Raw genomic sequence first — 22,039 nt, 5'->3', positions numbered from 1 at the left:
TCAGAGATCCACCTTGAGGTAGTGCGCGCCCTGCAAGGGGTTGTGGTAGTACGGCGCGATCTCGACGAAGCCGCTGTCCTGGTAGAGCGCGCGCGCCGCCTCCATGTCCGACAGGGTGTCGAGCAGCATGGTGGCGTAGCCCCCCATCTGTCCGAGCACCAGGATGCGGTCGACCAGCAGCCGCCCCAAACCGAAGCCGCGAAACGCCGGGCGCACGAACAGGCGCTTCATCTCGCAGGCGTCGGGGTGGTCGGCGCTGGGCAGCGGGCGCAGGGCGCAGCAGCCGGCGGGCGCGCCGTCCACCAGGGCCAGCAGCAGCGCGCCGCCTGGAGGGGCGTAGTCGCCAGGCAGCGTCGCGAGTTCGTCCTGAAAGCCCTGGAAGCACAGGTCCACGTCCAGCGAGGCCTGGTAGTCCAGGAACAAGGCGCGCACCGCCAGGATGTCTTCGGGGGATTCGGCCAGCCGCAGTTCAATGGCGGCTGAGGGCGTCTCGGGCATGGGTTCGGGGGGCGGCCGGCGGGGCCACAGGGGGAGGGCGAACCGGCAATATAAGTCAATCCGCCCGAGCGGGGCCAGCCAGCGCCGAGCCTGCCAGGCCGTCAGGGCGCGTAACCGACGCTGACCAGCCAGGCCACGAAGGCCGAGCACACCCCCAGCAAGGCCCCGGCGAGCGCCCGGTCCCAACGGCCGTCGCGCGAGGGCGGCAGGGGCGCGGGCAGTTGCTTGTCACCCTTCAGCATGGGTTGGACCAGCGACTGGCGTTTCACGAACAGGTACCAGGCGATGGCCAGCAGGTGCAGCACCAGCAGGCCGATCACCAGGTACTGCCCCACGTCCTTGTGGAAGCCGGTGGCGGCCGAGACCGTCTCGCCCGAGACGAAGCGCGCCAGCGGCCCGAAGGTGGCGATCTCGTCGTCGCTCATGAGGCCGCTGGCCACCTGGGCGGCCAAGGCCAGCAGCAGGGCGAACACCGACAGCGCGCCCAGGGGCGTGTGGCCGGCGGTGTGTTCCAGGGGCGCGCGACCACGCAGGTAGCGCAGCAGCGAGCGCGGCGAGTAGACGAAGCTGGCGAAGCGCGACCAGCGCCCGCCCAGGAAACCCCACACCAGTCGGAACAGCAGCAGCGCCAGCACGGCGTAGCCCAGCAGCAGATGCCACTCCATCCAGGCGCCACCGAGGGTGCCGGTGGTGATGAGCCCGATCACGCACAGCGCGAGCAGCCAGTGAAACAGTCGGGTGGGCAGGTCCCAGATGCGGATGGTGTGCATGTTGGCGAAGCGTGGGTGACGACCGAGCGGTGGATCGGGAAATGCCGCATCGGTTCAACGGAACTTTACCCGTCGTGGCAACCTCAGCGAGCGCCGGCCTGCAGAGCCGGCGTTCAACATCCCCACAGGAGATTCAATGAAGACAGTCGCTCCGCTCGTCCTGGCGCTGGCCGCCAGCGCCCTGGCCGCTCCGGCCATGGCCCAGTTCCAGAAACCCGAGGACGCCGTCAAATACCGCAAGGCCTCATTCACGGTGCTGGCCGCGCACTTCGGCCGGGTCGGCGCCATGGCCAACGGCCGTGTGCCTTTCGACGCCAAGGTGGCGGCCGAGAGCGCGGCCATCGCGGAGACCATGAGCAAGCTGCCCTGGGAGGCCTTCGGCCCTGGCACCGACAAGGGCGACACGCGGGCCCAGCCCGCCGTCTGGACCGAGCAGGCCAAATTCAAGGCGGCGGGCGAGAAGATGATGGGTGAGGTCGCCAAGTTGAACGCGGCCGCCAAGACCGGCAACCTGGACCAGATCAAGGCCGCCTTCGGCGCGGCCGGCGCGAGCTGCAAGGCCTGCCACGACGACTTCCGCAAGAACTGAGCGCGGCGCCCCGCGCCCAGCAAAAAGGCCGGTTGATCCCGGCCTTTTTTCTTGGGGACCCGCGCGCCGCGCTCAGGCCGCCAGCAGTTCCTCGATGAGCTTGTGCAGCGCGTCCATCTCGGGTTCGCCCACGTAGCGCTTGACGATGCGGCCCTGTTTGTCGAGCAGGTAGGTGGTGGGCGTGAGCTTCACGTCGCCCCAGGCCTTGGCGATTTCGCCGGTGTTGTCCAGCGCCACCTTGAAGGGCAGCTGGCGCGACTGCACGAAGTTCACCACCCAGGCCGGCGGGTCGTAGCTCATGGCCACGGCCATGGTCTCGTAGCCGCGCGGCGCGTATTTCTGGTGGGTGGCCACGAGCGCGGGCATTTCCTTCACACAGGTCACGCAGGTGGTGGCCCAGAAGTTCACCAGGGTGACCTTGCCTTGCAGGTCGGCCGTGCGGGCCTGGCTGCCGTCGAGCAGCACGAAGGTGGAATCCGGCGCGGCCTCGCGGCTCGCGCAGCCGCTCAGGCCCAGCACGCCGGCGGCGCCCAGCGCCAGGCCCGCGCCCAGCACCTGGCGGCGGTTCGGTTCGGGCCTCTTGGTCATCGGGTTTGTCATTTCCTGCTTCACCATCTACAGTGCCCGCCTCGGATCAACGTGAGGGAGCACCCACATGCAGCGCCGCCAGTTTCATCACCTGTCCCTGGGCAGCTTGGGATTGCTGATTGTCGCCGCCCAGCGCCAGGCCTGGGCATTGTCCCTGTCGGACCTGACGGACAAGGACGCCGCCGCCGGCATCCGCACCGCGCTCGAGAAAGGCGCGCTGGCCGCCGTGGCCTTGCTGGGCAAGACGGATGGATTCCTCGGCAACCCGAAAGTTCGGATTCCCCTGCCCGGCTATCTGGAAGATGCGGCCAAGCTGCTCAGCTTCGCCGGCCAGGGCAAGCGGGTGGACGAGCTCATCACCGGCATGAACCGTGCCGCCGAGCAGGCGGTGCCCCTGGGCAAGGACCTGCTGGTCGGCGCGGTGAAGTCCATGAGCGTGACCGACGCCAAGAACATCCTGACGGGCGGCGACGACTCCGTCACCCGTTTCTTCGCCGACAAGACCCGCGCTCCGCTGGGCGAAAAATTCCTGCCGGTGGTCACGAAAACCACCGAGAAGGTGGGCCTGGCCCGCAGCTACAACCGCGTGGCCGAGAAGGCCTCCGGCTTCGGGCTGGTGAAAAAGGAGGACGCCAACATCGAGCGCTACGTCACCGGCAAGTCGCTCGACGGCCTCTACACCATCATCGGCGAGGAGGAGCGCAAGATCCGCCAGGACCCGGTGGGCACGGGCAGCGACATCCTCAAGAAGGTGTTCGGCGCGATCAAGTAACACCGCTGCCGCGCTTTGCGCGACACACCAGGTCCTCGGCGCGGGGGCAACCGCCGCCCGGCAGAGCCGGTTCTTCTGTGTTTCTGTAAGTGAGTGGCTGCTACTTCTTCAGGCGGCGACGCGCAGACTCCAGTCGGTCGTCCAGGTAGCTGCCGTAGAAGTCGGTGGAGGTCACGCCCTCCAGCCGCTCGGCCAGTTCGCGGCCCTCGGGGCCGAAGAAGAGGACCGTGGGTGTCAGGCGCACCCGCCATTCCTCGGCCAGGGCGGCGGGCGTGGTGGTGCGGCCGCCGAAGTCCTGTATGGCGGTGGCCTTGTCCTGCAGGTCGAGCTGCACGGCGATCAGTCGGCCCTCGCGCATGAGCGGGTGCAGGTAGCTGTTGCGCACCAGCTCGCAATAGACGCAGCCGCGCAGCGTGATCATCACGACCAGGGGTTCGCCGCGCGCGGCCGTGGCGTCGGCCGCGGCGCGCAGCGATGGGGGGGTGGGCAGGGGTTGGTAGGCCATGGCGGTTCAGATCGCTCCGCTGCCGCGGAGTTGCGCGAGGCGCGCGGCGTCGGCGCCCAGCCACTCGGCGAGCACCTCCTCGGTGTGTTGGCCCAGCAGCGGCGGCGGGCGGTGATTGCACACGGGCGTCGCACTCATCTTGATGGGGCTGGCGACCAGGTCCATGGCGCCGGCCAGCGGGTGTTCCCAGGTGTGGACCATGCCGCGCTCGCGCACCTGCGGGTCGCTGAACACTTCGGCCAGGTCGTTGATGGGGCCGCAGGGCACCTTGGCGGCTTCCAGGGCGGCCAGCCAGTCGGCCTTGCCGCGCGTCTTCATCACGGCCTCCAGCAGCGGCACCAGCACGGCGCGGTGGCGCACGCGGTTCTGGTTGCGCGCGAAGCGCTCGTCGTGGGCCAGTTCGGGCCGGCCGGCGACGTCGCAGAACTTGGCGAACTGGCCGTCGTTGCCCACGGCCAGGATGATGTGCTGCGCCTGGCCGCTGCCGTCGGGCGCGACCTCGAACACCTGGTAGGGCACGATGTTGGCGTGCGCGTTGCCCGCGCGGCCCGGCACTTTTCCATCGGCGCGGCCGCGCACCAGGTAGTTGGCGCCCAGGTTGGCCAGCATGGCCACCTGCGTGTCGAGCAGGGCCATGTCGATGTGCTGGCCTTCGCCGGTGCGCTCGGCGTGGCGCAGCGCGGCCTGGATGGCGACGGTCGCGTACAGCCCGGTGAACAGGTCGGCCACGGCCACGCCCACCTTCTGCGGGCCGCCGCCGGGCAGGTCGTCGCGCTCGCCGGTGATGCTCATGAGGCCGCCCATGCCCTGCACCGCGTAGTCGTAGCCCGCGCGGTCCTTGTACGGGCCGGTCTGGCCGAAGCCGGTGATGGAGCAATAGACCAGGCGCGGATTGAGCGCGCGCAGCTCGGCGAAGTCCAGCCCGTAGCGCGCCATGTCGCCCACCTTGTAGTTCTCCACGAACACGTCGGCCCGGGCGGCCAGTTCGCGGATCAGCGCCTGCCCGGCGGGCACGGAGAGGTCGCAGGTGATGGAGCGCTTGTTGCGGTTGGCGCCCAGGTAGTAGGCCGCCTCGGCCGTGTCTTGGCCGTCGCGTCCGCGCAGGAAGGGCGGGCCCCAGCCGCGCGTGTCGTCGCCGCCGGGGTGGTCGGGGCCGCGCGGGCGCTCCACCTTCACCACGTCGGCGCCCAGGTCGGCCAGGGTCTGGGTGCACCACGGGCCGGCGAGGACCCGCGAGCAATCGAGGATGCGGATACCATCCAGAGCATTCATCCGTGCATTGTGCGCGAGACCCTCGCGCCCCGGTGCCGCGCCCCGCGGACCCCGGCCCCCGTCCAGTTCCATGACCCGTTCCCGACGACTCGCCGGCGCCCTGGCCGGGCTGCTGCTCATCGCCGCCTGCACCCCCACCTTCAACTGGCGCACCGTGCGCGCCGACGGCGCGCCCGTGGAGGCCCTGATGCCCTGCAAGCCCGAGCGCGCCGAGCGCGAGGTGCCGCTGGGCGGCCTGAACGCCACGCTGCACATGCTCAGCTGCGACACCGGCGGGCTGACCTTCGCCGTGGCCTGGGTCGACGCGGGCGACGCCGCGCGCGCGGCGCTGGCGCTCGAGGCCTGGCGCCGCGCCACGCTGCTGGCGGTGCAGGCCGACCCGGCCCTGGCCGACGACCCCGCCGCGTCCTGGCCGGCCGGCGTGCCGGGCAGCGACCGCGCGCTCGGCCTGCAGGCCAGCGGGCGCAACCCCGGCGGCGAGCCCGTCCAGGTGCGCGCCCTGCACGCCATGCGGGGCGGCCAGCTGCTGCACGCGGCCATCTACGGCCGCGCCATCGAGCCCGAGCTCGCCGCCACCTTCTTCGAGGGAGTCCGACTGCCATGAGCGTTTCCAGCGCCCACGACGAACTGCTCGCCCCGCGCGTGGCGGTGACGGTGTTCCTCGTCTTCGCCGGCACGTATTTCCTGTCGGCCCTGGTGCGCGCGATCACGGCCACGCTCTCGCCCACGCTGAGCGCGGAACTCTCGCTCACGCCGGGCCACCTCGGCCTGCTCGCGGGCGGCTATTTCTTCGGTTTCGCGCTCACGCAGCTGCCCATGGGCCGCTGGCTCGACCACCACGGCCCCAAGCGCGTGGTGCTGGCCTTCCTGGCCATGGCCGTGGCGGGCAGCGTGGCCTTCGCGCTGGCGGACAGTTTCTACAGCCTGCTGGCCGCGCGCGTGCTCACCGGCATGGGGCTGAGCGCCTGCCTCATGGCGCCACTCACGGGCTTTCGCCGCTGGTTCAGCCCCGCCGTGCAGTTGCGCACCAATTCCTGGATGCTGATGACCGGCTCCATGGGCATGGTGGCCTCCACGCTGCCGGTGCAATGGCTGCTGCCCGTGATCGGCTGGCGCGGCCTGTTCTGGGCGCTGGCCCTGCTGTTCGTGCTGTCCATGGCGGCGCTGGCCTGGTCGGTGCCGGCGTGGACGCGGCACGCGAACGCACCCGCGCCGGCCGCCGGTTCGCCCGATGGCGGCTACGGACTCATCTGGCGCGACCACTACTTCCGCACCATGGTGCCCGTGGGCTTCATGAACTATGGCGGCATGGTGGCCGTGCAGGCGCTGTGGGCCGGGCCCTGGATGGTCAAGGTCGCCGGCTACACGCCGGACGAGGCCGCCATGGGCCTGTTCGCCATCAACCTGAGCATGCTCGCGTCCTTCTGGACCTGGGGCGTGGTCAACCCGCACCTGGCGCGCCGCGGCATCCGGCCCGAGTCGCTGATCGGCTGGGGTCTGCCCATCAGCCTGGTGGTGATCGTGGCCATCGCCTGGCTGGGCCCGCGCGCGGGCTGGCTGCTCTGGGCGCTGTTCTGCGTCAGCTCCACCTTCGTGGCGCTGTCGCAGCCGGCCGTGGCCCTGGCCCTGCCGCCGCAGGCCGCAGGCCGCGCGCTGTCGGCCTACAACCTGGTCATCTTCGCCGGCGTGTTCGTGCTGCAGTGGGGCATCGGCCTGGCGATCGACGCGCTGGACGTTTTCGGCTGGAGCGAGCCCGACCGCTACCGCGGCGCGGTGGCCCTGTTCGCGCTGTGTTGCGTGACGGCCTACGGCCTGTTCTGGCGCGGCTGGCGCCGCATCGAGCGGGACCGCGCCGCTACACTGCGCGCATGAACGGCATCCTGCTGATCGCGCACGCCCCGTTGGCCTCGGCCCTGCGGCAGTGCGTGCTGCACGTCTTTCCCGACGCGCAGGACGCGGTGGTGGCGCTGGACGTGCAGCCCAACGTGCCGCCCGAAGAAACCCTGGCCCAGGCGCGCGCGTTGCTGGCCCAGATGGCCCGTCCGCAGACCCTGGTGGTCACCGACATGTTCGGCGCCACGCCCTGCAACGTGGCCCAGCGCCTCATCGACGGCGTGCGCAGCAAGCTCGTCTGCGGCGTGAACCTGCCCATGCTGCTGCGCACCGTGAGCTACCGCCACGAGTCGCTCGACGCGCTGATCTCGCGCGCCATCATCGGCGCCACGCAGGGCGTGATGCAGGTGGCCGTGACCGCTCCGCAAAACCAGGCCCGACGATCCTCGCATGATCAAGACCACCGCGACCATCAGCAATAAGCTGGGCCTGCACGCCCGCGCCTCGGCCAAGCTCACCAAGCTGGCGGGCACCTTCATCAGCGACGTCTGGATGTCGCGCGGTGAACGCCGCGTCAACGCCAAGAGCATCATGGGCGTGATGATGCTGGCCGCGGGATTGGGCAGCACGGTGGACATCGAGACCGATGGCAGCGACGAGCGCGCCGCGATGGACGCGCTGCTGGCCCTCATCAACGACAAGTTCGGCGAAGGGGAATGACCTTCAGCGTTCACGGCCTGGCGGTGTCCCGAGGCGTGGCCATCGGGCGGGCAGTGATCGTCGCCGCCAGCCGCGTGGACGTGGCGCACCGCCTCATCGCGGCGCACGAGGTGGAGGGGGAGATCGAGCGCCTGCGCCAGGCCCGAAAGGCGGTGGCCGAGGAGATCCTGCGCGTGCAGCAGGGCCTGGTCGGCCTGGGCCAGGTCGACGCCCACCCCGAACTCGCGGCGCTGCTCGACGTGCACCTCATGCTGCTGCAGGACGAACAGCTCACCGACGGCGTGAAGCACTGGGTGCAGGACCGGCACTACAACGCCGAATGGGCACTGACCACGCAGCTGGAGGTCATCTCGCGCCAGTTCGACGAGATGGAGGACCCGTACCTGCGCGAGCGCAAGGCCGACCTGGAGCAACTGGTGGACCGCATGCTGCGCGTGATGCGCGGCCAGGCCACGCCGATCGCCGCGCCCACCGTCGCGGCCGCGCGCGCGAGCGAGGACGAGCCGCTGGTGCTGATTGCGCACGACCTCTCGCCGGCCGACATGCTGCAGTTCAAGCAGAGCGTGTTCGCCGGCTTCGTCACCGACGTCGGCGGCAAGACCAGCCACACCGCCATCGTGGCGCGCAGCCTGGACATCCCGGCCGTGGTCGGTGCGCGCTCGGCCAGCCACCTGATCCGCCAGGACGACTGGGTGGTGATCGACGGCGACGCCGGCGTGGTGGTGGTCGATCCGTCGCCCATCGTGCTGGCCGAGTACGGCTACAAGCAACGCCAGGGCGAGGTCGAGCGCGAGAAGCTCTCCCGGCTGAAGAACACGCCGGCCGTCACGCTCGACGGCCAGAAGATCGAGCTGCTGGCCAACATCGAGCAGCCCGACGACGTGGTGGGCGCGCTCAAGGCCGGTGCCGCTGGCGTGGGCCTGTTCCGCAGCGAGTTCCTCTTTATGGGCCGCAACGGCCGCCTGCCCGACGAGGAGGAGCAGTACCGCGCCTACCGCCGCGCCGTCGAGGGCATGCAGGGCCTGCCGGTCACCATCCGCACCGTGGACGTGGGCGCCGACAAGCCGCTGGACCGCAGCGCCGCGCGCGGCGATGACCACCTCAACCCGTCCCTGGGCCTGCGCGCCATCCGCTGGAGCCTGGCCGACCCGGCCATGTTCCTCGAGCAGCTGCGTGCCATCCTGCGCGCGGCCGCGCACGGACCGGTCAACCTGCTCATTCCCATGCTCGCGCACGCGAGCGAGATCCGCCAGACCCTGGCCCTGGTGAACCGCGCGCGCGACCAGCTCACCGTGGCCGACGTGCCCTTCGGCGAGGTGCGGCTCGGCGCCATGATCGAGGTGCCCGCGGCGGCGCTGACCATCCCGCTGTTCCTGCGCCACTTCGACTTCCTGTCGATCGGCACCAACGACCTGATCCAGTACACCCTGGCCATCGACCGCGCCGACGAGGCCGTGTCGCACCTGTACGACCCGCTGCACCCGGCGGTCCTGCAGCTGGTGGCCAGCACCATCGCGCAGGCGCGCGCCCAGGGCAAGGGCGTGAGCGTGTGTGGCGAGATGGCGGGCGACGTGACGCTCACGCGCCTGCTGCTGGGCCTGGGGCTGCGCAGCTTCTCCATGCACCCCTCGCGCATCCTCGCGGTCAAGCAGCAGATCCTGCGCAGCGACACGGGCAAGCTGGCCGCCTGGGCGCAGACCGTGCTGCAGTCCGACGACCCGGCCGCGCTGCTGGTCGACTGAGGCGGTCTCAGCGCGCGCGCGTGGCCAATACCGCCGCGCCCACAATCATGGCGGCCGCCACCAGCACCGAGGCACTGGGCCATTCGCCGCGCACCGCCAGCAAAGTGCAGGTCGACAGCAGCGGCGTGAGAAAGCTCAGCACGCCGATCTGACGGGCGTCGCCGCGCTTGAGTGCCGCGTCCCACAGGAAGAAGGCGCCGCCCAATGGGCCCAGGCCCAGCAGCGCGATCAGCGCCCCATCCCGAGCCGACAGCGCCACCGAGGGCTCCAGTGCCGCGTGGCACAGCAGCGACAACACGCCCGACGCCGCGGCGAAGCCTCCGATGGCGGCGGTGGGGAAGGGCGCCACGCGCTTGGTGAGCAGCGAGTAGGTGGCCCAGATGAACGCCGAACCCAGCGCCGGCAGGTACCCCCAGGACCAGGCGGTGCCGGCGCCATCCTCGGCGCGGCCGAGGATGGCCAGGGCGGCGCCCGCGAAACCGATCAGCGCGGCGCTCAGGTGGCGCGCGCCCAGGCCCACGCCCGGCAGGATCAGCGGCGCCATCACCACGATGCCCAATGGCCAGAGGTAGTTGATGAGGTTGGCCTGCACCGGAGGCGCGTGGCGCAGCGCGATGAACAGCAGGAAGTGAAAACCGAACAGGCCGTAGATGCCCAGCGCCAGCGTGCTCGGTGGCACGCGCCAGCGGCGCAGGTCGAAGCGCGACAGCGGCAAGGCGATCAGGCTGCCGACGAGCAGGCCCAGGCCGGTCAGCAGAAAGGGCGGCACGTGCGAGAGGGCCACGCCGAGCGCGGCGAGCGAGGCCCACAGCGCGATCGCGCCCAGGGCGAGCAGGTTGGCGGAACGCATCCCGCGATCATCGCGCGGCGCGCCGTCGCGCGGCGCGGGTCCATCGTCGCGCGGCGCGGCTCAGGCGCGGCGGCGCAGCGCCGCCGTGAGCGCCGAGGGCGAGCGGTAGCCACTGCGCCGCGCGGCCTCGGCCACGGGCAGGCCCTGGGCGCGCAGCCGGCGCGCCTGCTCGAGCTGCAGCCCGCGCAGCCAGCGCTGCGTGCTCAGGCCCAGCTCCTCGCGACAGCGGGCGGCGAACTGCGCCGGGCTCAGGTGCGCGCGCGCGGCCAGATCGCCCACCTCGATGGCCTCGTGCGCCCAGCGCGTGCGCGCCCAGTCGGCCAGCGCGGACCAGTCGATCGCGCGGCGCGCGCGCCGGGGCGCGCTGCCCTCGGGCAGCCAGCTCTCCAGCAGCAGGGTGGGGCCCAGGGCCAGGGCGCGGGGCAGGCCACGCGCGCAGGCCTCGGCGAGGTAGCGCGCGAGCGCCTGCGTGGCGGCCGTGGGCCCGGGCATGGCCAAGGCCCAGTCGCTGGCGTGGCTGTCCAGCACCAGGCAGCGCGCGCCCTGGCGCGCCTCGAAGTCGTGGCGCTCGCCCGGCGGCACGACGCAGCCGTCGCCCGCGGCGATGCGCTGCCCGCGGCCCGCGATCTCCAGTTCGAGCGCGCCCTCCAGGCCGACCAGGATCTGGAAATGCCCGTGGTCGTGGCAGCCGTGCGAGGCGCCGTAGGCGCGCACGCTCAGGTGGTCGTGGGCGGGGGCGGTGCGGCCCATGGGGGTGTCCTCAGGCCTTGTTCTTGGTGGCCACCAGCCGCATGCCGGGCATCAGCCGCGTGGCGAGTTCGGGCCGCTCCAGCGCGTAGTCCAGGTTCATGCGCGCGATCTCCACATGCTCCTCGCCCAGGGCCTGGGCGCGCGAGCCCTGGCCGCGCTCGATGGCCTGCACCATGGCGTGGTGCGTGCGCTGGGCCAGGCGCATCCACTGCTGGCCCTCCTCCATGGACGACTGCATGGGCAGCATGGAGCTGGGCGAGGCGAAGGGCATGGCGTCCAGCATGTCCATGATCCGGCGCAGCACCGAGTTGCCGCAGCCGTCCATGATGAGTTGGTGGAAGCGGTCGTTGGCCTCGACGTAGGCCGTGTAGTCGTCCAGCTCCATGGTCGGTTTGTTGACCGTCTGGTCGCCGCGCTCCAGGCATTCGTGCAGCTCGCGCAGCAGCTGGCGCGGCGCGCCTTCCTCGGCCAGCAGGCGGGCGGCAAAACCCTCGATGAGGCCGCGCACGCGGATCGCGTCCGCGATCTGCTGCGAGGTGAAGCGGCGCATCTGGTAGCCCCCCGTCGGCGAGGGCTCGATCAGGCCTTCGTGTTCCAGGCTGGCCAGCGCCAGGCGCACCGGCGTGCGCGAGGCGCCGAGCTTCTCGGCCAGCGGGATCTCGGCCAGGCGCTCGCCCGGCACGAACTCGCCTTTGAGGATCAGGTCGCGCAGCTGCACCAGCACGCGGGATTGTTGGGAGTCCATGCGGTTGAACAGGGGATGCGGGCGGGGAATTCTAGGAGAGCCGGCCACGAATGCACGCCATGACGATTGGTTGGCATGCAAGCTGCATGCAATGATTTGACATTGATCTCAAAAGTCCATCGATTGCTCCAAATTGGTGCCTGTTTGATTCGGGTTAACCCTTTATTTTTCATTGGACATCTCGCGCTTGTCGCCTGATTGCCTGACTGTGTTGGTTTGATGAATTCACTTGCATACAATGCGGCGCCCCGATACCCCCGAACCGGAGTGAGCCCATGACCCGCAGCACAACGACCCGGCCCCTGGTCATCGTCGGCGCCTCCTACGCCGGATTGCAGCTCGCCAGCAGCGCGCGCGAGCTGGGTTTCGAGGAGGACATCCTCATCGTCGGCGACGAGCCACACCCGCCCTACCAGCGCCCGCCACTGTCCAAGGGCCTGCTCACCGGCAAAGCCACGGTGGACCAGCTCTGGCTGCGCGCGCCCGAGTTCTATGCCCAGAAGCGCATCGGGCTCTGCCTGGGCCGCCGCGTCGCCGCGCTGGACCTGGCGGCGCGCCGCCTCACGCTGGACGACGGCAGCGTGCTCGAGCACGGCTGGCTGGCGCTCACCACCGGCGCGCGCGCCCGCGCCCTGCCGCTGCCCGGCGCCGAACTGGACGGCGTGCTGCCTTTGCGCACCCTGGACGACGCGCTGCGCGTGGCCGAGGCCGCCGCATCCGCGCGCTCGGTCTGCGTGATCGGCGGCGGCTTCATCGGCCTGGAGGTGGCGGCCGCGCTGCGCGCGCGCGGTGCCGAGGTCTGCGTGGTCGAGACCCAGCCGCGCCTGCTGGCGCGCAGCCTGCCCGAGCGCATGGCGGCCTTCGTGGAAGACGCGCACCGCCAGCGCGGCGTGCGGGTGCTGACCGGGCGCGGCGTGCGCGGTCTGCTGGGCGCCAATGGCCGCGTGGCCGCCGTCGAGCTGGCCGATGGCCAACGCATCGACTGCGATCTGGTGGTGCTGGGCATTGGCGTCTGGCCCAACAGCGAACTCGCGCGCGACGCCGGCCTGACGGTGGACAACGGCATCGTCACCGACCCGCTGGGCCGCACCTCGGCCGAGGGCGTGCTGGCGGCCGGCGACGTGGCCGCCGTGGCGCCCTCGCCCGGCGCGCCGCGCGTGCGGCACGAATCCATCCAGGCCGCCACCGACGGCGCGCGCGCCGCCGCCAGCCTGCTGGTCGGCCAGCCCCGCCCGAACACCGCCGTGCCCTGGTTCTGGAGCGACCAGTTCGACCTCAAGTTCCAGATGGCCGGCGTGGCCCGGGCCGACGACGAGGCCGTGCTGCGCGGCGAGCCCGCCAGCGGGCGCTTCAGCGTCTTCTACCTGCGCGACGGCGCGGTCGCGGCCGCGCACAGCGTCAACCGCCCCGGCGAACACCTGCTGAGCCGCCAGCTCATCGCGGCGGGCGCGCGCCTGTCGCCGCAGGTCCTGGCCGATCCGGACAGCGACCTCAAGGCCGCCATGGCGGCGCAGAGCGCTGCGGCCTGAACCCCTTTTGCATTCATCCCTTCCTCACGGAGCCCCACCATGACCCTCACCAAACGACAAGCCATCGCCGCACTCGGTCTGGCCGGCCTCGGCGCCCTGGGCGCGCTCGGGGCCGCGCAGGCCGCCGAGCCGCTGCGCATCGGCCTGATCGCCACCTACTCCGGTCCCTACGCCGACTACGGTCGCCAGTTCGACGCCGGGATCGCGCTCTTCCTCAAGGAGCGCAACGGCCAGATCGCCGGCCGCCCGGTGCAGATCGTCAAGAAGGACACCGCCGGCCCGGCGCCCGACGCGGCCAAGCGTTTTGCGCAGGAGCTGGTGGTGCGCGACAAGGTGAGCTTCATCACCGGCCTGGATTTCAGCCCCAACGCCTACGCCGTCGCGCCCATCGCCACCCAGGCCAAGGTGCCTACCATCGTGGCCAACGCCTCGTCCTCGGCCATCACCACCAGCTCGCCCTACATCGCGCGCGTCTCGTTCACGGTGCAGCAGGTGTCGGACCCGATGGCCCGCTGGCTGCTGCGCAAGGGCGTGAACAACGTCTACACGGTGGTTGCCGACTACGCCTCGGGCGTCGATGCCGAGACCGCGTTCAAGAAGGCCTTCACGGCCGGTGGCGGCCAGATCGCCGGCGAGCTGCGCACGCCCATGAACAACCCCGACTTCTCGGCCTACGTGCAGCGCATCAAGGACGCCAAGCCGCAGGCGGTGTTCTTCTTCTTCCCCTCGGGCGTGATGCCGCCGGCCTTCCTGAAGGTGTGGAAGGAACGCGGCATGGAAGCCGCCGGCATCCAGCTCTTCGCCACCGGCGAAGCCACCGACGACAGCTACCTCGACGCCACCGGCGACGTGGCCCTGGGCCTGGTCACCAGCCACCACTACTCCTACGCGCACCCCTCGGCCAAGAACCAGAAGTTCGTGAAGGACTTCGAGGCCCAGTTCGGCAAGGCCATGCGCCCGAGCTACTTCGCCGTCTCGGCCTACGACGCGCTCTCGGCCATCGAGGCCGCGCTGGCCAAGACCCAGGGCGACACCCGCGGCGAGAAGGTCATGGAGGCCCTCAAGGGCCTGCAGTTCGAGAGCCCGCGCGGCCCGGTGGAGATCGACGCCGCCACGCGCGACATTGTGCAGACCGTCTACATCCGCAAGACCGAGCGCGTGAACGGCAAGCTCGTCAACGTGGAGTTCGACCAGTTCGAGCGCGTGAAGGACCCGGCCAAGGCCGCCCCTTGAACGGGCGCCCGGCGGCCTTGTGAACGGATCCCCATGGCGATCGTGATCTTCGATGGAGTGGCCTACGGCATGCTCCTGTTCCTCATAGCAGTGGGCCTGTCCATCACGATGGGCCTGATGAACTTCGTGAACCTGGCCCACGGCAGTTTCGCCATGGTGGGTGGCTACGCGGCGGCGCTGCTGATGAACCGCTACGGCCTGGGTTTCTACCCCGCGCTCGCGGCGGCCTTCGTCGCCGCGGCGCTGGTGGGCGCGCTGTTCGAGGCGCTGCTCTACCGGCGGCTGTACAAGGCGCACCCGCTCGACCAGGTGCTGCTGTCCATCGGCATCGTGTTCGTGTCGGTGGCGGCCTTCACCTGGTTCTTCGGCCCCACGATGCAGCCGTTCACGCTGCCCGAGTCCCTCGACGGCCGCCTGTCCCTGTTGGGGCTGGAGGTGAGCCGCTACCGCCTGTTCCTCATCGTCTGCGGCCTGCTGGTGCTCGCGGCCCTGCTGCTGGGCCTGGGGCGCACCCGCTACGGCGCCATGGTGCGCGCGGCGGTGGACAACCAGCGCGTGGCCGCCGGCACCGGCATTCCGGTGCAGCGCCTGTTCTTCCTCACCTTCTCGCTGGGCTGCGGCCTGGCGGGCCTGGGCGGCGCGCTCAGCCTGGGCATGCTGGGGCTGGAGCCCAGCTTTCCGCTGAAGTACCTCGTGTACTTCCTCATCGTGGTCTGCGTCGGCGGCGCCGGCACCATCACCGGTCCCTTCGTGGCCGCGCTGATGGTGGGCATCGTGGACGTGGCCGGCAAGTACTACCTGCCCGAGGCGGGCGCCTTCCTCATCTACGTGGTCATGATCGTCATGCTGCTCGTGCGACCCAACGGGATCGTCCCGCGAAAGGGCCTGGCATGAAGCCCATCGTCCTGAAGCCCGCGCAGCTGCGCGCGGCCGAGGTGTTCTTCTGGCTGGCCCTGGCCTCGTGCTACTTCCTGCTGCCCGAGCACCTGAGCCTGATGAGCCAGATCCTCATCTTCGGCCTGTTCGCCGTGTCGCTGGACATGGCCCTGGGCTACGCCGGCATCCTCACCGTGGGCCACGCGGCCTTCTTCGGCGCGGGCGCCTACGCGGCCGGCCTGCTGGCCAAGCACGGCTGGGGCGAGCCCTTCTCGGGCCTGCTGGTGGCGCTGCTGGTCTGCGTGGCGCTCGGCTACCTGCTCAGCACCCTGGTGGTGCGTGGAACCGACCTGGCGCGGCTGATGATCACCATCGGCGTGTGCATGCTGCTGGCCGAACTGGCGAACCGGCTCTCGGGCATCACCGGCGGCACCGACGGCCTGCAGGGCATGGTGGTGCAGCCGCTGTTCGGCCGCTTCGAGTTCGACCTGTTCGGCCAGACCGCCTTCGTCTACGCCTTCTGCATGGTGCTGCTGGTCTTCCTGGGCGTGCGGCTGATCCTGCGCTCGCCCTTCGGTCTGGCGCTGCGCGGCATCCACGACAGCCGCAAGCGCATGCTGGCCATCGGCTCGCCGGTGGACGCGCGCCTGCGCCTGGCCTACGCGCTGTCGGCCGGCGTGGCCGGCGTCGCGGGCGCGCTGCTGGCGCAGACCACGCAGTTCGTCGGCATCGAATCGATCGGCTTCAACCGCTCGGCCGAGATCCTGATCATCCTGGTGCTGGGCGGCACGGGGCGCCTCTACGGCGGCCTGGTCGGCGCCATCGTCTACATGCTGGTGCACGACTGGTTCGCCGACATGAACCCGCAGTACTGGCAGTTCTGGCTGGGCCTCTTCCTCATCGCGGCGGTGCTGCTGGGCCGCGGCGGCCTCATGGGCGCGCTCTCGCGCCTGTTCCAGACCCGGGAGGCCGCCCGATGAATACGCCCGCCCTGCAGACCCATGGCCTGGGCATCTCCTTCGGTGCCTTCCGCGCGGTGAGCGATGTCAGCCTGTCGCTGGAGCCTGGCGCGCGCCAGGCCCTGATTGGCCCCAACGGCGCCGGCAAGACCACGCTGATCAACCTGCTCACCGGCATCTACAAGCCCTCGGCCGGCCGCGTGCTCATGAACGGCGAGGACGTGACCGCGCTGTCGGCCGACCGGCGCGCGCGCCGCGGCCTGGCCCGCACCTTCCAGATCAACACCCTGTTCCCCAGCCTCACGCCGCTGAGCTCGGTGGTGCTGGCGATCAGCGAACGCGAGGGCTTGGGCGCCGTGTGGTGGCGCCCGCTCAAGCGGCATGTCGCCGTCTACGCGGAGGCGCACGAGCTGCTCGGGCGCCTGAAGCTCGACGCGCTGGCCGAGGTGCCGGTGGCCGAGCTGCCCTACGGCAAGCAGCGCCTGCTGGAGATCGCGCTGGCCATGGCGGCCAGGCCGCGCATCCTGCTGCTCGACGAGCCGGCCGCCGGCGTGCCGGAGGACGAGAGCGGCGAGCTCTTCGAGGTCATCGCCGCGCTGCCGTCGGACATCAGCGTCCTCTTCATCGAACACGACATGAAACTGGTCTTTCGCTTCGCGCGCCGCATCTCGGTGCTGGTCACGGGGCAGGTGCTCACCGAGGGCACGCCGGCCGAAATCGGCCGCGACCCGCGCGTGCGCGAGGTCTACCTCGGCCAGTCCCACACGAAGGCCACGCGCGTCATCCCCGCGGAGGTGTCGCATGGCTGAGCTGCTGGCTTTCGACCGGGTGGTGGCCGGCTACGGCAACGCCATCGTGCTGCACGAACTGGACTTCTCGCTCGACGAGGGGCAGAGCCTCGCCGTGCTGGGCCGCAACGGCGTGGGCAAGACCTCGCTGCTCGAAACCCTGATGGGCAATACGCGCGTGATGCGCGGCGCCGTGCGCTGGGCCGGGCAGGACATCACGCGCTGGCCCTCGCACCGCCGCGCCGGCGCCGGCCTGGGCTGGGTGCCGCAGGAGCGCGAGGTCTTTCCCTCGCTCACGGTGGAGGAGAACCTCACGGTGATCGCCACCAAGGGGCCGTGGAACCTGCAGCGCGTCTACGCGCTGTTCCCGCGTCTGCGCGAGCGGCGCGGCAACTACGGCAACCAGCTCTCGGGCGGCGAGCAGCAGATGCTGGCCATCGGCCGCGCGCTGATGACCAACCCGCGCCTGCTGCTGCTGGACGAGCCCATGGAAGGCCTGGCGCCCATCGTCGTGGAGGAGCTGGCGGTCTCGATCCGCCGGCTCTGCGAGCAGGAAGGCCTGGCGTCCATCGTCGTGGAACAGCACCCTGTGCTGGCGCTGGAGATGACGCACCAGGCCATCGTGCTGGAGCGCGGCACCGTGGTGCACGCGGGGCCGAGCGCGGCGCTGGCCCAGGACGCGGCCCTGCTCGAAGGCCTGCTGGGCGTGGGCATCGCCGAACCCGCCTGATCCCCCGATCCCATCGCGGGCGCCGAGGCGCCCGGTTCAACCCCCCATGAGGACACCTGTCATGCCATTTCCCTTCCAGAAAGCCCTCGGTGGCGCACTCGTCGCCCTGGGCCTGGTGGCCGCGCCAGCGGCCTTCGCCCAGGACACCGTGCGCGTCGGCGTCATCGCCGAGATGTCCGGCCCCTTCGCCGAATTCGGCAAGCAGATGCAGGCCGGCATACGGGCCTACCAGAAGATGCACGGCGACAGCGTGGCCGGCAAGCGCGTGGAGGTGGTGATCAAGGACGTGGGCGGGCCCAACCCCGACGCGGCCAAGCGCATCGCCACCGAGCTGGTGGTGCGCGAGAAGGTGAACGTGCTCGCGGGCTTCGGCTTCACGCCGAACGCGCTGGCGGTGGCGCCGATCGCCACCCAGGCCAAGGTGCCCATGATCGTCATGAACGCGGCTGCCGGCGGGCTCACCGCCAAGTCGCCCTACATGGTGCGCACCTCCTTCCACTACCCCGAGACGGTGCCGCCGATCGCGCAATGGGCCATTCAGCAGGGCGCGAAGAAGGCCTATGTGATCGTGGCCGACTACTCGCCAGGCCACGACGCCGAGGCGGCCTTCATCGCGGCCTTCAAGAAGGCCGGCGGCGAGATCGTGGGCAGCGTGCGCACGCCGCTCATGACGCTGGACTTCGCGCCCTACATGCAGCGCGTGAAGGACGCCCGGCCCGACGTGCTGTTCTCCTTCGTCAACGGCGGCGACGTGGCGCCGGCCTTCATCAAGGAGTACCGCGACAAGGGCCTGCCCGAGGCCGGCATCCAGCTCATCGGCACCGGCGACATCGTCGACGAGGCCCTGGTCGAGGCGATCGGCGAGCGCGGCGTGGGCATCACCACCGTGTACCCCTATTCCATGCACCACAAGTCGGCGCTGAACGAGCGCTTCGTGCGCGAGTTCAAGGCCCAGCGCGACCCGAAGTCGCGCCCCACCATCATGGGCGTGGCCGCCTACGACGGCATGGCCGCGCTGTACGCGGCGCTGGCCAAGACCGGCGGCAAGGCCGACGGGCCGACGCTGATCGCCGCGCTGGCCGGGTTGAAGATCGACAGCCCGCGCGGCAGCCTGACCATCGACAAGAGCAGCCGCGACGTGGTGCATGACCAGTACATCCGCCGCTTCGAGAAGCAGGACGGCGCGTACTACAACGTCGAGTTCGAAACCTTCAAGGCGGCGCCCTGATGGCCGTCGACGCCCTGTCCCTGGACATCGCCGGGCTGACCGCGGCCTACCGCGACGGCCGCCTGCACCCGCTGCAGGCGCTGGACCAGCTGTTCGACGCCATCGAGGCCGACGCGCGCGGCATCAACGCCTTCTGCCTGCTCGACCGCGCGGCGGCCGCGCGCGAGGCCGAGGCCTCGGGCCGGCGCTGGCAAGAGGGCCGGCCCCTGTCGGTGCTGGACGGCGTGCCGGTCTCCATCAAGGACCTCGTGAACGTGGCCGGCTGGCCCACGCGGCGCGGCTCGCTGAGCGGCAGCGACGACCCTGTGCCGCAGGACGCGCCCGGCGTGGCGCCGCTGCGCGCGGGCGGCGCGGTGCTGTTCGGCAAGACCACCACCACCGAGTTCGGCTGGACCGTGGGCTCGTCGAACCCGCAGGCCGGCACCACCCGCAACCCTGCGGCGCCGGACCGCGAGATCGGCGGCTCCAGCAGCGGGGCGGCCGCGCAGGTGGCCGCCGGGTGGGGGCCGCTGGCCCTGGGCAGCGACGCCGGCGGCTCGGTGCGCCTGCCCGCGTCGTGGAGCGGCACGGTGGGTTTCAAGCCCAGCTTCGGCGCCATCCCGCTGGCGCCGGCCAGCGCCTTCGCCGAGTTCGCGCACCTGGGCACGTTCACGCGCTCGGTGGCCGACTGCGCCCTGGCCATGCGCGTGCTGTCGCAAGCCGACGCGCGCGACCCTTCTTCGCTGTTCGCGCGGACCGAGGCGCCGCCCGCGCGCGCCCTGCGCGTGGCCTGGACGCTGTCGCTGGGCTCGTCGCGGGCCGTCCAGCCGGCCGTGGCCGAGGCCGTGGCGGCGCTGGTGGAGCGCCTGGCCGGCGCGGGCCACACGCTGATCCACTGGCCCGAGGCCGCGAGTGAGCGCGCCGAGGACATGTGGCGCGTGTGGCTGTCGCGCATCCATGAGTCCTTCGTGGACTGGACCGAGGCGCAACGCGAGCGCCTCTCGCCGGGCCTGCGCGACGCGTACGGGCAGGGCGCCGCGCAGGCGCCGGCCGAGTTGGCCCGCGCCCGCGCCCGGCTGCGCACCTGGAGCGGTGCGCTGGCGCGGCGCTTCGCCGACGTCGACCTGCTGATCACGCCGGCCACGCCAGGCGCGGCGCCGCCGCTGGGCGAGGTGGGCGCCGGGCCCTGGTTCGAGGCCGTGGGCGGTTTCACCTACCCGTTCAACCTCACGCAGCAGCCGGCGCTGAGCCTGCCGCTGGGCGCCGACGCCGAGGGCGCGCCCTTTGGCGTGCAGGTGGTGGGGCCGCGCTTCCAGGACGCCGCGGTCTTGGTGGCCGGCGCGCGCATCGAGGCGCTGCTGGCCGAGGCCCGCTGAGCGGGCCGGGCGCTCAGCGCGGGCCGGCGGACGCCGGCGCCGCCAGCGCTTCCAGCACGCCGTGGGCCTGCTGGTCGGCGTGGTAGCTGCTGCGCACCATGGCGCCCACGGCGGCGTGGGTGAAGCCCATCTCGTAGGCCTTGGCCTCGAACATCTTGAAGGTGTCGGGGTGCACGTAGCGGCGCACCGGCAGGTGGTGGCCGCTGGGCGACAGGTACTGCCCGATGGTGAGCATGTCGATGCCGTGCTCGCGCATGTCCTGCATCACCTGCAGGATCTCCTCGTCGGTCTCGCCCAGGCCGACCATGATGCCGCTCTTGGTCGGCACGTTCGGGAACAGGGCCTTGAACTTCTTGAGCAGGTTCAGGCTGAAGGCGTAGTCCGAGCCCGGGCGCGCTTCCTTGTACAGGCGCGGCACGGTCTCCAGGTTGTGGTTCATCACGTCGGGCGGCGCGGCCTTCAGGATGTCCAGCGCGCGGTCGTCGCGGCCGCGGAAGTCGGGCACCAGCACCTCGATGGTGGTCTGGGGGGAGAGTTCGCGCGTCTTGCGGATGCACTCGACGAAATGGCCCGCGCCGCCGTCGCGCAGGTCGTCGCGGTCCACGCTGGTGATCACCACGTACTTGAGCTGGAGTTGCGCGATGGTCTTGGCGAGGTTGAGCGGCTCGTCGGCGTCCAGCGGATCGGGGCGGCCGTGGCCGACGTCGCAGAACGGGCAGCGGCGCGTGCATTTGTCGCCCATGATCATGAAGGTGGCCGTGCCCTTGCCGAAGCACTCGCCGATGTTGGGGCAGCTGGCCTCCTCGCACACCGTCACCAGCTTGTTGCTGCGCAGGATGTCCTTGATCTCGTAGAAGCGGGTGCTCGGACTGCCCGCCTTGACGCGGATCCACTCCGGCTTCTTGAGCGTCTCGGCCGGCACGATCTTGATGGGGATGCGCGCGGTCTTGGCCTGGCTTTTCTGCTTGGCGGTGGGATCGTAGGTCGTGCTCATGGCAAAGGGGGGCGATGGGCTCAGGGCGCCAGCAGTGCGCCGAGCTTCTGGCTCAGGACGGCGGCCGCGTCGTCCCAGGTGACGGGGACGCCGATTGTAGAAAGGTCCACCGTTTCCAGCCCGGCGTAGCCGCACGGGTTGATACGGCGGAAGGGTTGCAGGTCCATGGCCACGTTCAGGGCCACGCCGTGGTAGGTGCAGTGCCGGCTCACCTTGATGCCCAGCGCCGCGATCTTGCCCAGGCCGGTGAAGTCGGGCGCGGGCGGCGGACTGCCGGGTTCGCGCCGCGCGGGCGCCTGCGGCAGCCGCGCGTGGCCGCGCGGGTCGTCCAGCCGCACGTAGATGCCGGGCGCGCCGGCCACGCGGTGGCCGGTGACGCCGAAATGGTCCAGCGTGCGGATCACCGCCTCTTCGATGCGGTAGACGTATTCCTTGACGAAGTAGCCGGCGCGCTGCAGGTCGATCAGCGGATAGGCCACCACCTGGCCCGGGCCGTGGTAAGTGACCTGGCCGCCGCGGTTGGTGGCCACCACCTCGATGCCGCCGGGCGCGAGCAGGTGGTCTTCGTGCCCGGCCAGGCCTTGCGTGAACACCGGTGGGTGCTCGCAGACCCAGAGCTGATCGGGCGTGTCGGACACGCGTGCGGCGGTGAAGGCCTGCATGGCTTCGTAGGTGGGCCGGTAGGCGGCCCGGCCGAGCCAGCGCACGTCCAT

The 22,039-nt window shown here is 71.0% G+C and carries 25 protein-coding genes; 15 read left to right on the top strand and 10 right to left on the bottom strand.

The annotated features are described in order from the left end of the window. Together DY262_RS20835 and DY262_RS20830 are read right to left on the bottom strand one after the other, a co-directional pair. On the bottom strand, nt 1-498 hold the full coding sequence (locus DY262_RS20835) for a GNAT family N-acetyltransferase (protein ID WP_116960982.1): 498 nt from the start codon (nt 496-498) through the stop codon (nt 1-3). Nucleotides 499-599: 101 nt separating this feature from the next. Then, entirely contained in the window at nt 600-1,268 is a 669-nt protein-coding gene (locus DY262_RS20830; RefSeq protein WP_116960981.1) for a cytochrome b/b6 domain-containing protein, read from the bottom strand. A gap of 136 nt (nt 1,269-1,404) precedes the next feature. Here DY262_RS20830 and DY262_RS20825 point away from each other — a divergent pair, with 136 nt between their 5' ends. Next, nucleotides 1,405-1,857: a c-type cytochrome gene (locus DY262_RS20825; protein WP_116960980.1), complete on the top strand. Its 453-nt coding sequence runs from the start codon at nt 1,405-1,407 to the stop codon at nt 1,855-1,857. Between the two features lie 72 nt (nt 1,858-1,929). Here the strand turns inward: DY262_RS20825 and DY262_RS20820 are convergent, their stop codons facing one another. Continuing rightward, a complete protein-coding gene (locus DY262_RS20820; RefSeq protein ID WP_245981147.1) occupies nt 1,930-2,445 on the bottom strand; it encodes a TlpA disulfide reductase family protein in 516 nt (171 codons plus the stop codon). Nucleotides 2,446-2,512: 67 nt separating this feature from the next. On the opposite strand from DY262_RS20820, the gene DY262_RS20815 reads away from it, so the two are divergent. After that, nucleotides 2,513-3,217 (top strand): DUF4197 domain-containing protein, encoded by a 705-nt coding sequence (locus DY262_RS20815; protein WP_116960978.1) that lies wholly within the window; start codon nt 2,513-2,515, stop codon nt 3,215-3,217. 100 nt (nt 3,218-3,317) lie between these two features. On the opposite strand, the gene DY262_RS20810 is transcribed toward DY262_RS20815, so the two are convergent. Together DY262_RS20810 and DY262_RS20805 are read right to left on the bottom strand one after the other, a co-directional pair. Beyond that, complete coding sequence (locus tag DY262_RS20810; RefSeq protein WP_116960977.1) at nt 3,318-3,722, bottom strand: thioredoxin family protein; 405 nt, start codon at nt 3,720-3,722, stop codon at nt 3,318-3,320. Nucleotides 3,723-3,728: 6 nt separating this feature from the next. After that, entirely contained in the window at nt 3,729-4,994 is a 1,266-nt protein-coding gene (locus tag DY262_RS20805) for a CaiB/BaiF CoA transferase family protein (protein ID WP_116960976.1), read from the bottom strand. A gap of 70 nt (nt 4,995-5,064) precedes the next feature. Here DY262_RS20805 and DY262_RS20800 point away from each other — a divergent pair, with 70 nt between their 5' ends. From DY262_RS20800 to ptsP, 5 genes are read left to right on the top strand one after another with little or no spacing between them, the layout of a single operon-like run. Beyond that, entirely contained in the window at nt 5,065-5,598 is a 534-nt protein-coding gene (locus DY262_RS20800; RefSeq protein ID WP_116960975.1) for a hypothetical protein, read from the top strand. Beyond that, nucleotides 5,595-6,866 (top strand): MFS transporter, encoded by a 1,272-nt coding sequence (locus DY262_RS20795; protein WP_116960974.1) that lies wholly within the window; start codon nt 5,595-5,597, stop codon nt 6,864-6,866. Before DY262_RS20800 ends, DY262_RS20795 begins: the two co-directional genes overlap by 4 nt. After that, a complete protein-coding gene (locus DY262_RS20790; RefSeq protein ID WP_116960973.1) occupies nt 6,863-7,309 on the top strand; it encodes a PTS sugar transporter subunit IIA in 447 nt (148 codons plus the stop codon). Before DY262_RS20795 ends, DY262_RS20790 begins: the two co-directional genes overlap by 4 nt. Continuing rightward, nucleotides 7,278-7,547, top strand: a complete 270-nt coding sequence (locus DY262_RS20785) for an HPr family phosphocarrier protein (protein ID WP_070401241.1) — start codon at nt 7,278-7,280, stop codon at nt 7,545-7,547. Before DY262_RS20790 ends, DY262_RS20785 begins: the two co-directional genes overlap by 32 nt. Next, the gene (gene ptsP / locus DY262_RS20780; protein ID WP_116960972.1) at nt 7,544-9,289 is read left to right on the top strand and encodes a phosphoenolpyruvate--protein phosphotransferase; all 1,746 of its coding nucleotides are present in this window, start codon (nt 7,544-7,546) and stop codon (nt 9,287-9,289) included. The genes DY262_RS20785 and ptsP overlap by 4 nt, the downstream gene beginning before the upstream one ends. 7 nt (nt 9,290-9,296) lie before the next feature. Here ptsP and DY262_RS20775 read toward each other — a convergent pair whose 3' ends face one another. Genes DY262_RS20775 through DY262_RS20765 form a run of 3 tightly spaced genes read right to left on the bottom strand, consistent with a single transcriptional unit; the run spans nt 9,297 to nt 11,634 of the window. Next, nucleotides 9,297-10,139, bottom strand: a complete 843-nt coding sequence (locus DY262_RS20775) for a DMT family transporter (RefSeq protein ID WP_116960971.1) — start codon at nt 10,137-10,139, stop codon at nt 9,297-9,299. Between the two features lie 60 nt (nt 10,140-10,199). Beyond that, nucleotides 10,200-10,889 (bottom strand): AraC family transcriptional regulator, encoded by a 690-nt coding sequence (locus tag DY262_RS20770; RefSeq protein ID WP_116960970.1) that lies wholly within the window; start codon nt 10,887-10,889, stop codon nt 10,200-10,202. 10 nt (nt 10,890-10,899) lie between these two features. Next, a complete protein-coding gene (locus DY262_RS20765; RefSeq protein WP_070401237.1) occupies nt 10,900-11,634 on the bottom strand; it encodes a GntR family transcriptional regulator in 735 nt (244 codons plus the stop codon). A gap of 275 nt (nt 11,635-11,909) precedes the next feature. Between DY262_RS20765 and DY262_RS20760 the strand changes: the two genes are divergently transcribed. From DY262_RS20760 to DY262_RS20725, 8 genes are all read left to right on the top strand, one after another. Beyond that, entirely contained in the window at nt 11,910-13,163 is a 1,254-nt protein-coding gene (locus DY262_RS20760) for an NAD(P)/FAD-dependent oxidoreductase (RefSeq protein WP_116960969.1), read from the top strand. 39 nt (nt 13,164-13,202) lie between these two features. Beyond that, nucleotides 13,203-14,396: an ABC transporter substrate-binding protein gene (locus DY262_RS20755; RefSeq protein WP_116960968.1), complete on the top strand. Its 1,194-nt coding sequence runs from the start codon at nt 13,203-13,205 to the stop codon at nt 14,394-14,396. Nucleotides 14,397-14,429: 33 nt separating this feature from the next. Further along, on the top strand, nt 14,430-15,290 hold the full coding sequence (locus tag DY262_RS20750; RefSeq protein ID WP_116960967.1) for a branched-chain amino acid ABC transporter permease: 861 nt from the start codon (nt 14,430-14,432) through the stop codon (nt 15,288-15,290). After that, nucleotides 15,287-16,252, top strand: coding sequence for a branched-chain amino acid ABC transporter permease (locus tag DY262_RS20745; protein WP_116960966.1), 966 nt, complete (start codon nt 15,287-15,289; stop codon nt 16,250-16,252). Before DY262_RS20750 ends, DY262_RS20745 begins: the two co-directional genes overlap by 4 nt. After that, nucleotides 16,249-17,040, top strand: a complete 792-nt coding sequence (locus tag DY262_RS20740) for an ABC transporter ATP-binding protein (protein ID WP_116960965.1) — start codon at nt 16,249-16,251, stop codon at nt 17,038-17,040. The genes DY262_RS20745 and DY262_RS20740 overlap by 4 nt, the downstream gene beginning before the upstream one ends. Then, nucleotides 17,033-17,749, top strand: a complete 717-nt coding sequence (locus DY262_RS20735; RefSeq protein WP_116960964.1) for an ABC transporter ATP-binding protein — start codon at nt 17,033-17,035, stop codon at nt 17,747-17,749. The genes DY262_RS20740 and DY262_RS20735 overlap by 8 nt, the downstream gene beginning before the upstream one ends. A 61-nt stretch (nt 17,750-17,810) precedes the next feature. Continuing rightward, on the top strand, nt 17,811-18,977 hold the full coding sequence (locus DY262_RS20730; RefSeq protein WP_116960963.1) for an ABC transporter substrate-binding protein: 1,167 nt from the start codon (nt 17,811-17,813) through the stop codon (nt 18,975-18,977). Further along, complete coding sequence (locus DY262_RS20725; RefSeq protein ID WP_116960962.1) at nt 18,977-20,332, top strand: amidase; 1,356 nt, start codon at nt 18,977-18,979, stop codon at nt 20,330-20,332. Before DY262_RS20730 ends, DY262_RS20725 begins: the two co-directional genes overlap by 1 nt. Before the next feature lie 13 nt (nt 20,333-20,345). Here the strand turns inward: DY262_RS20725 and lipA are convergent, their stop codons facing one another. Next, nucleotides 20,346-21,326, bottom strand: a complete 981-nt coding sequence (lipA, locus tag DY262_RS20720; protein ID WP_116960961.1) for a lipoyl synthase — start codon at nt 21,324-21,326, stop codon at nt 20,346-20,348. 20 nt (nt 21,327-21,346) lie between these two features. Beyond that, nucleotides 21,347-22,039, bottom strand: coding sequence for a lipoyl(octanoyl) transferase LipB (gene lipB, locus DY262_RS20715; RefSeq protein WP_116960960.1), 693 nt, complete (start codon nt 22,037-22,039; stop codon nt 21,347-21,349).

The sequence above is a fragment of the Hydrogenophaga borbori genome (assembly GCF_003417535.1).
GTDB classification, from domain to species: domain Bacteria; phylum Pseudomonadota; class Gammaproteobacteria; order Burkholderiales; family Burkholderiaceae_C; genus Hydrogenophaga; species Hydrogenophaga borbori.
Note: the sequence above shows the minus strand (reverse complement) of the source record. Positions and strands in the feature narration are given on the sequence as shown.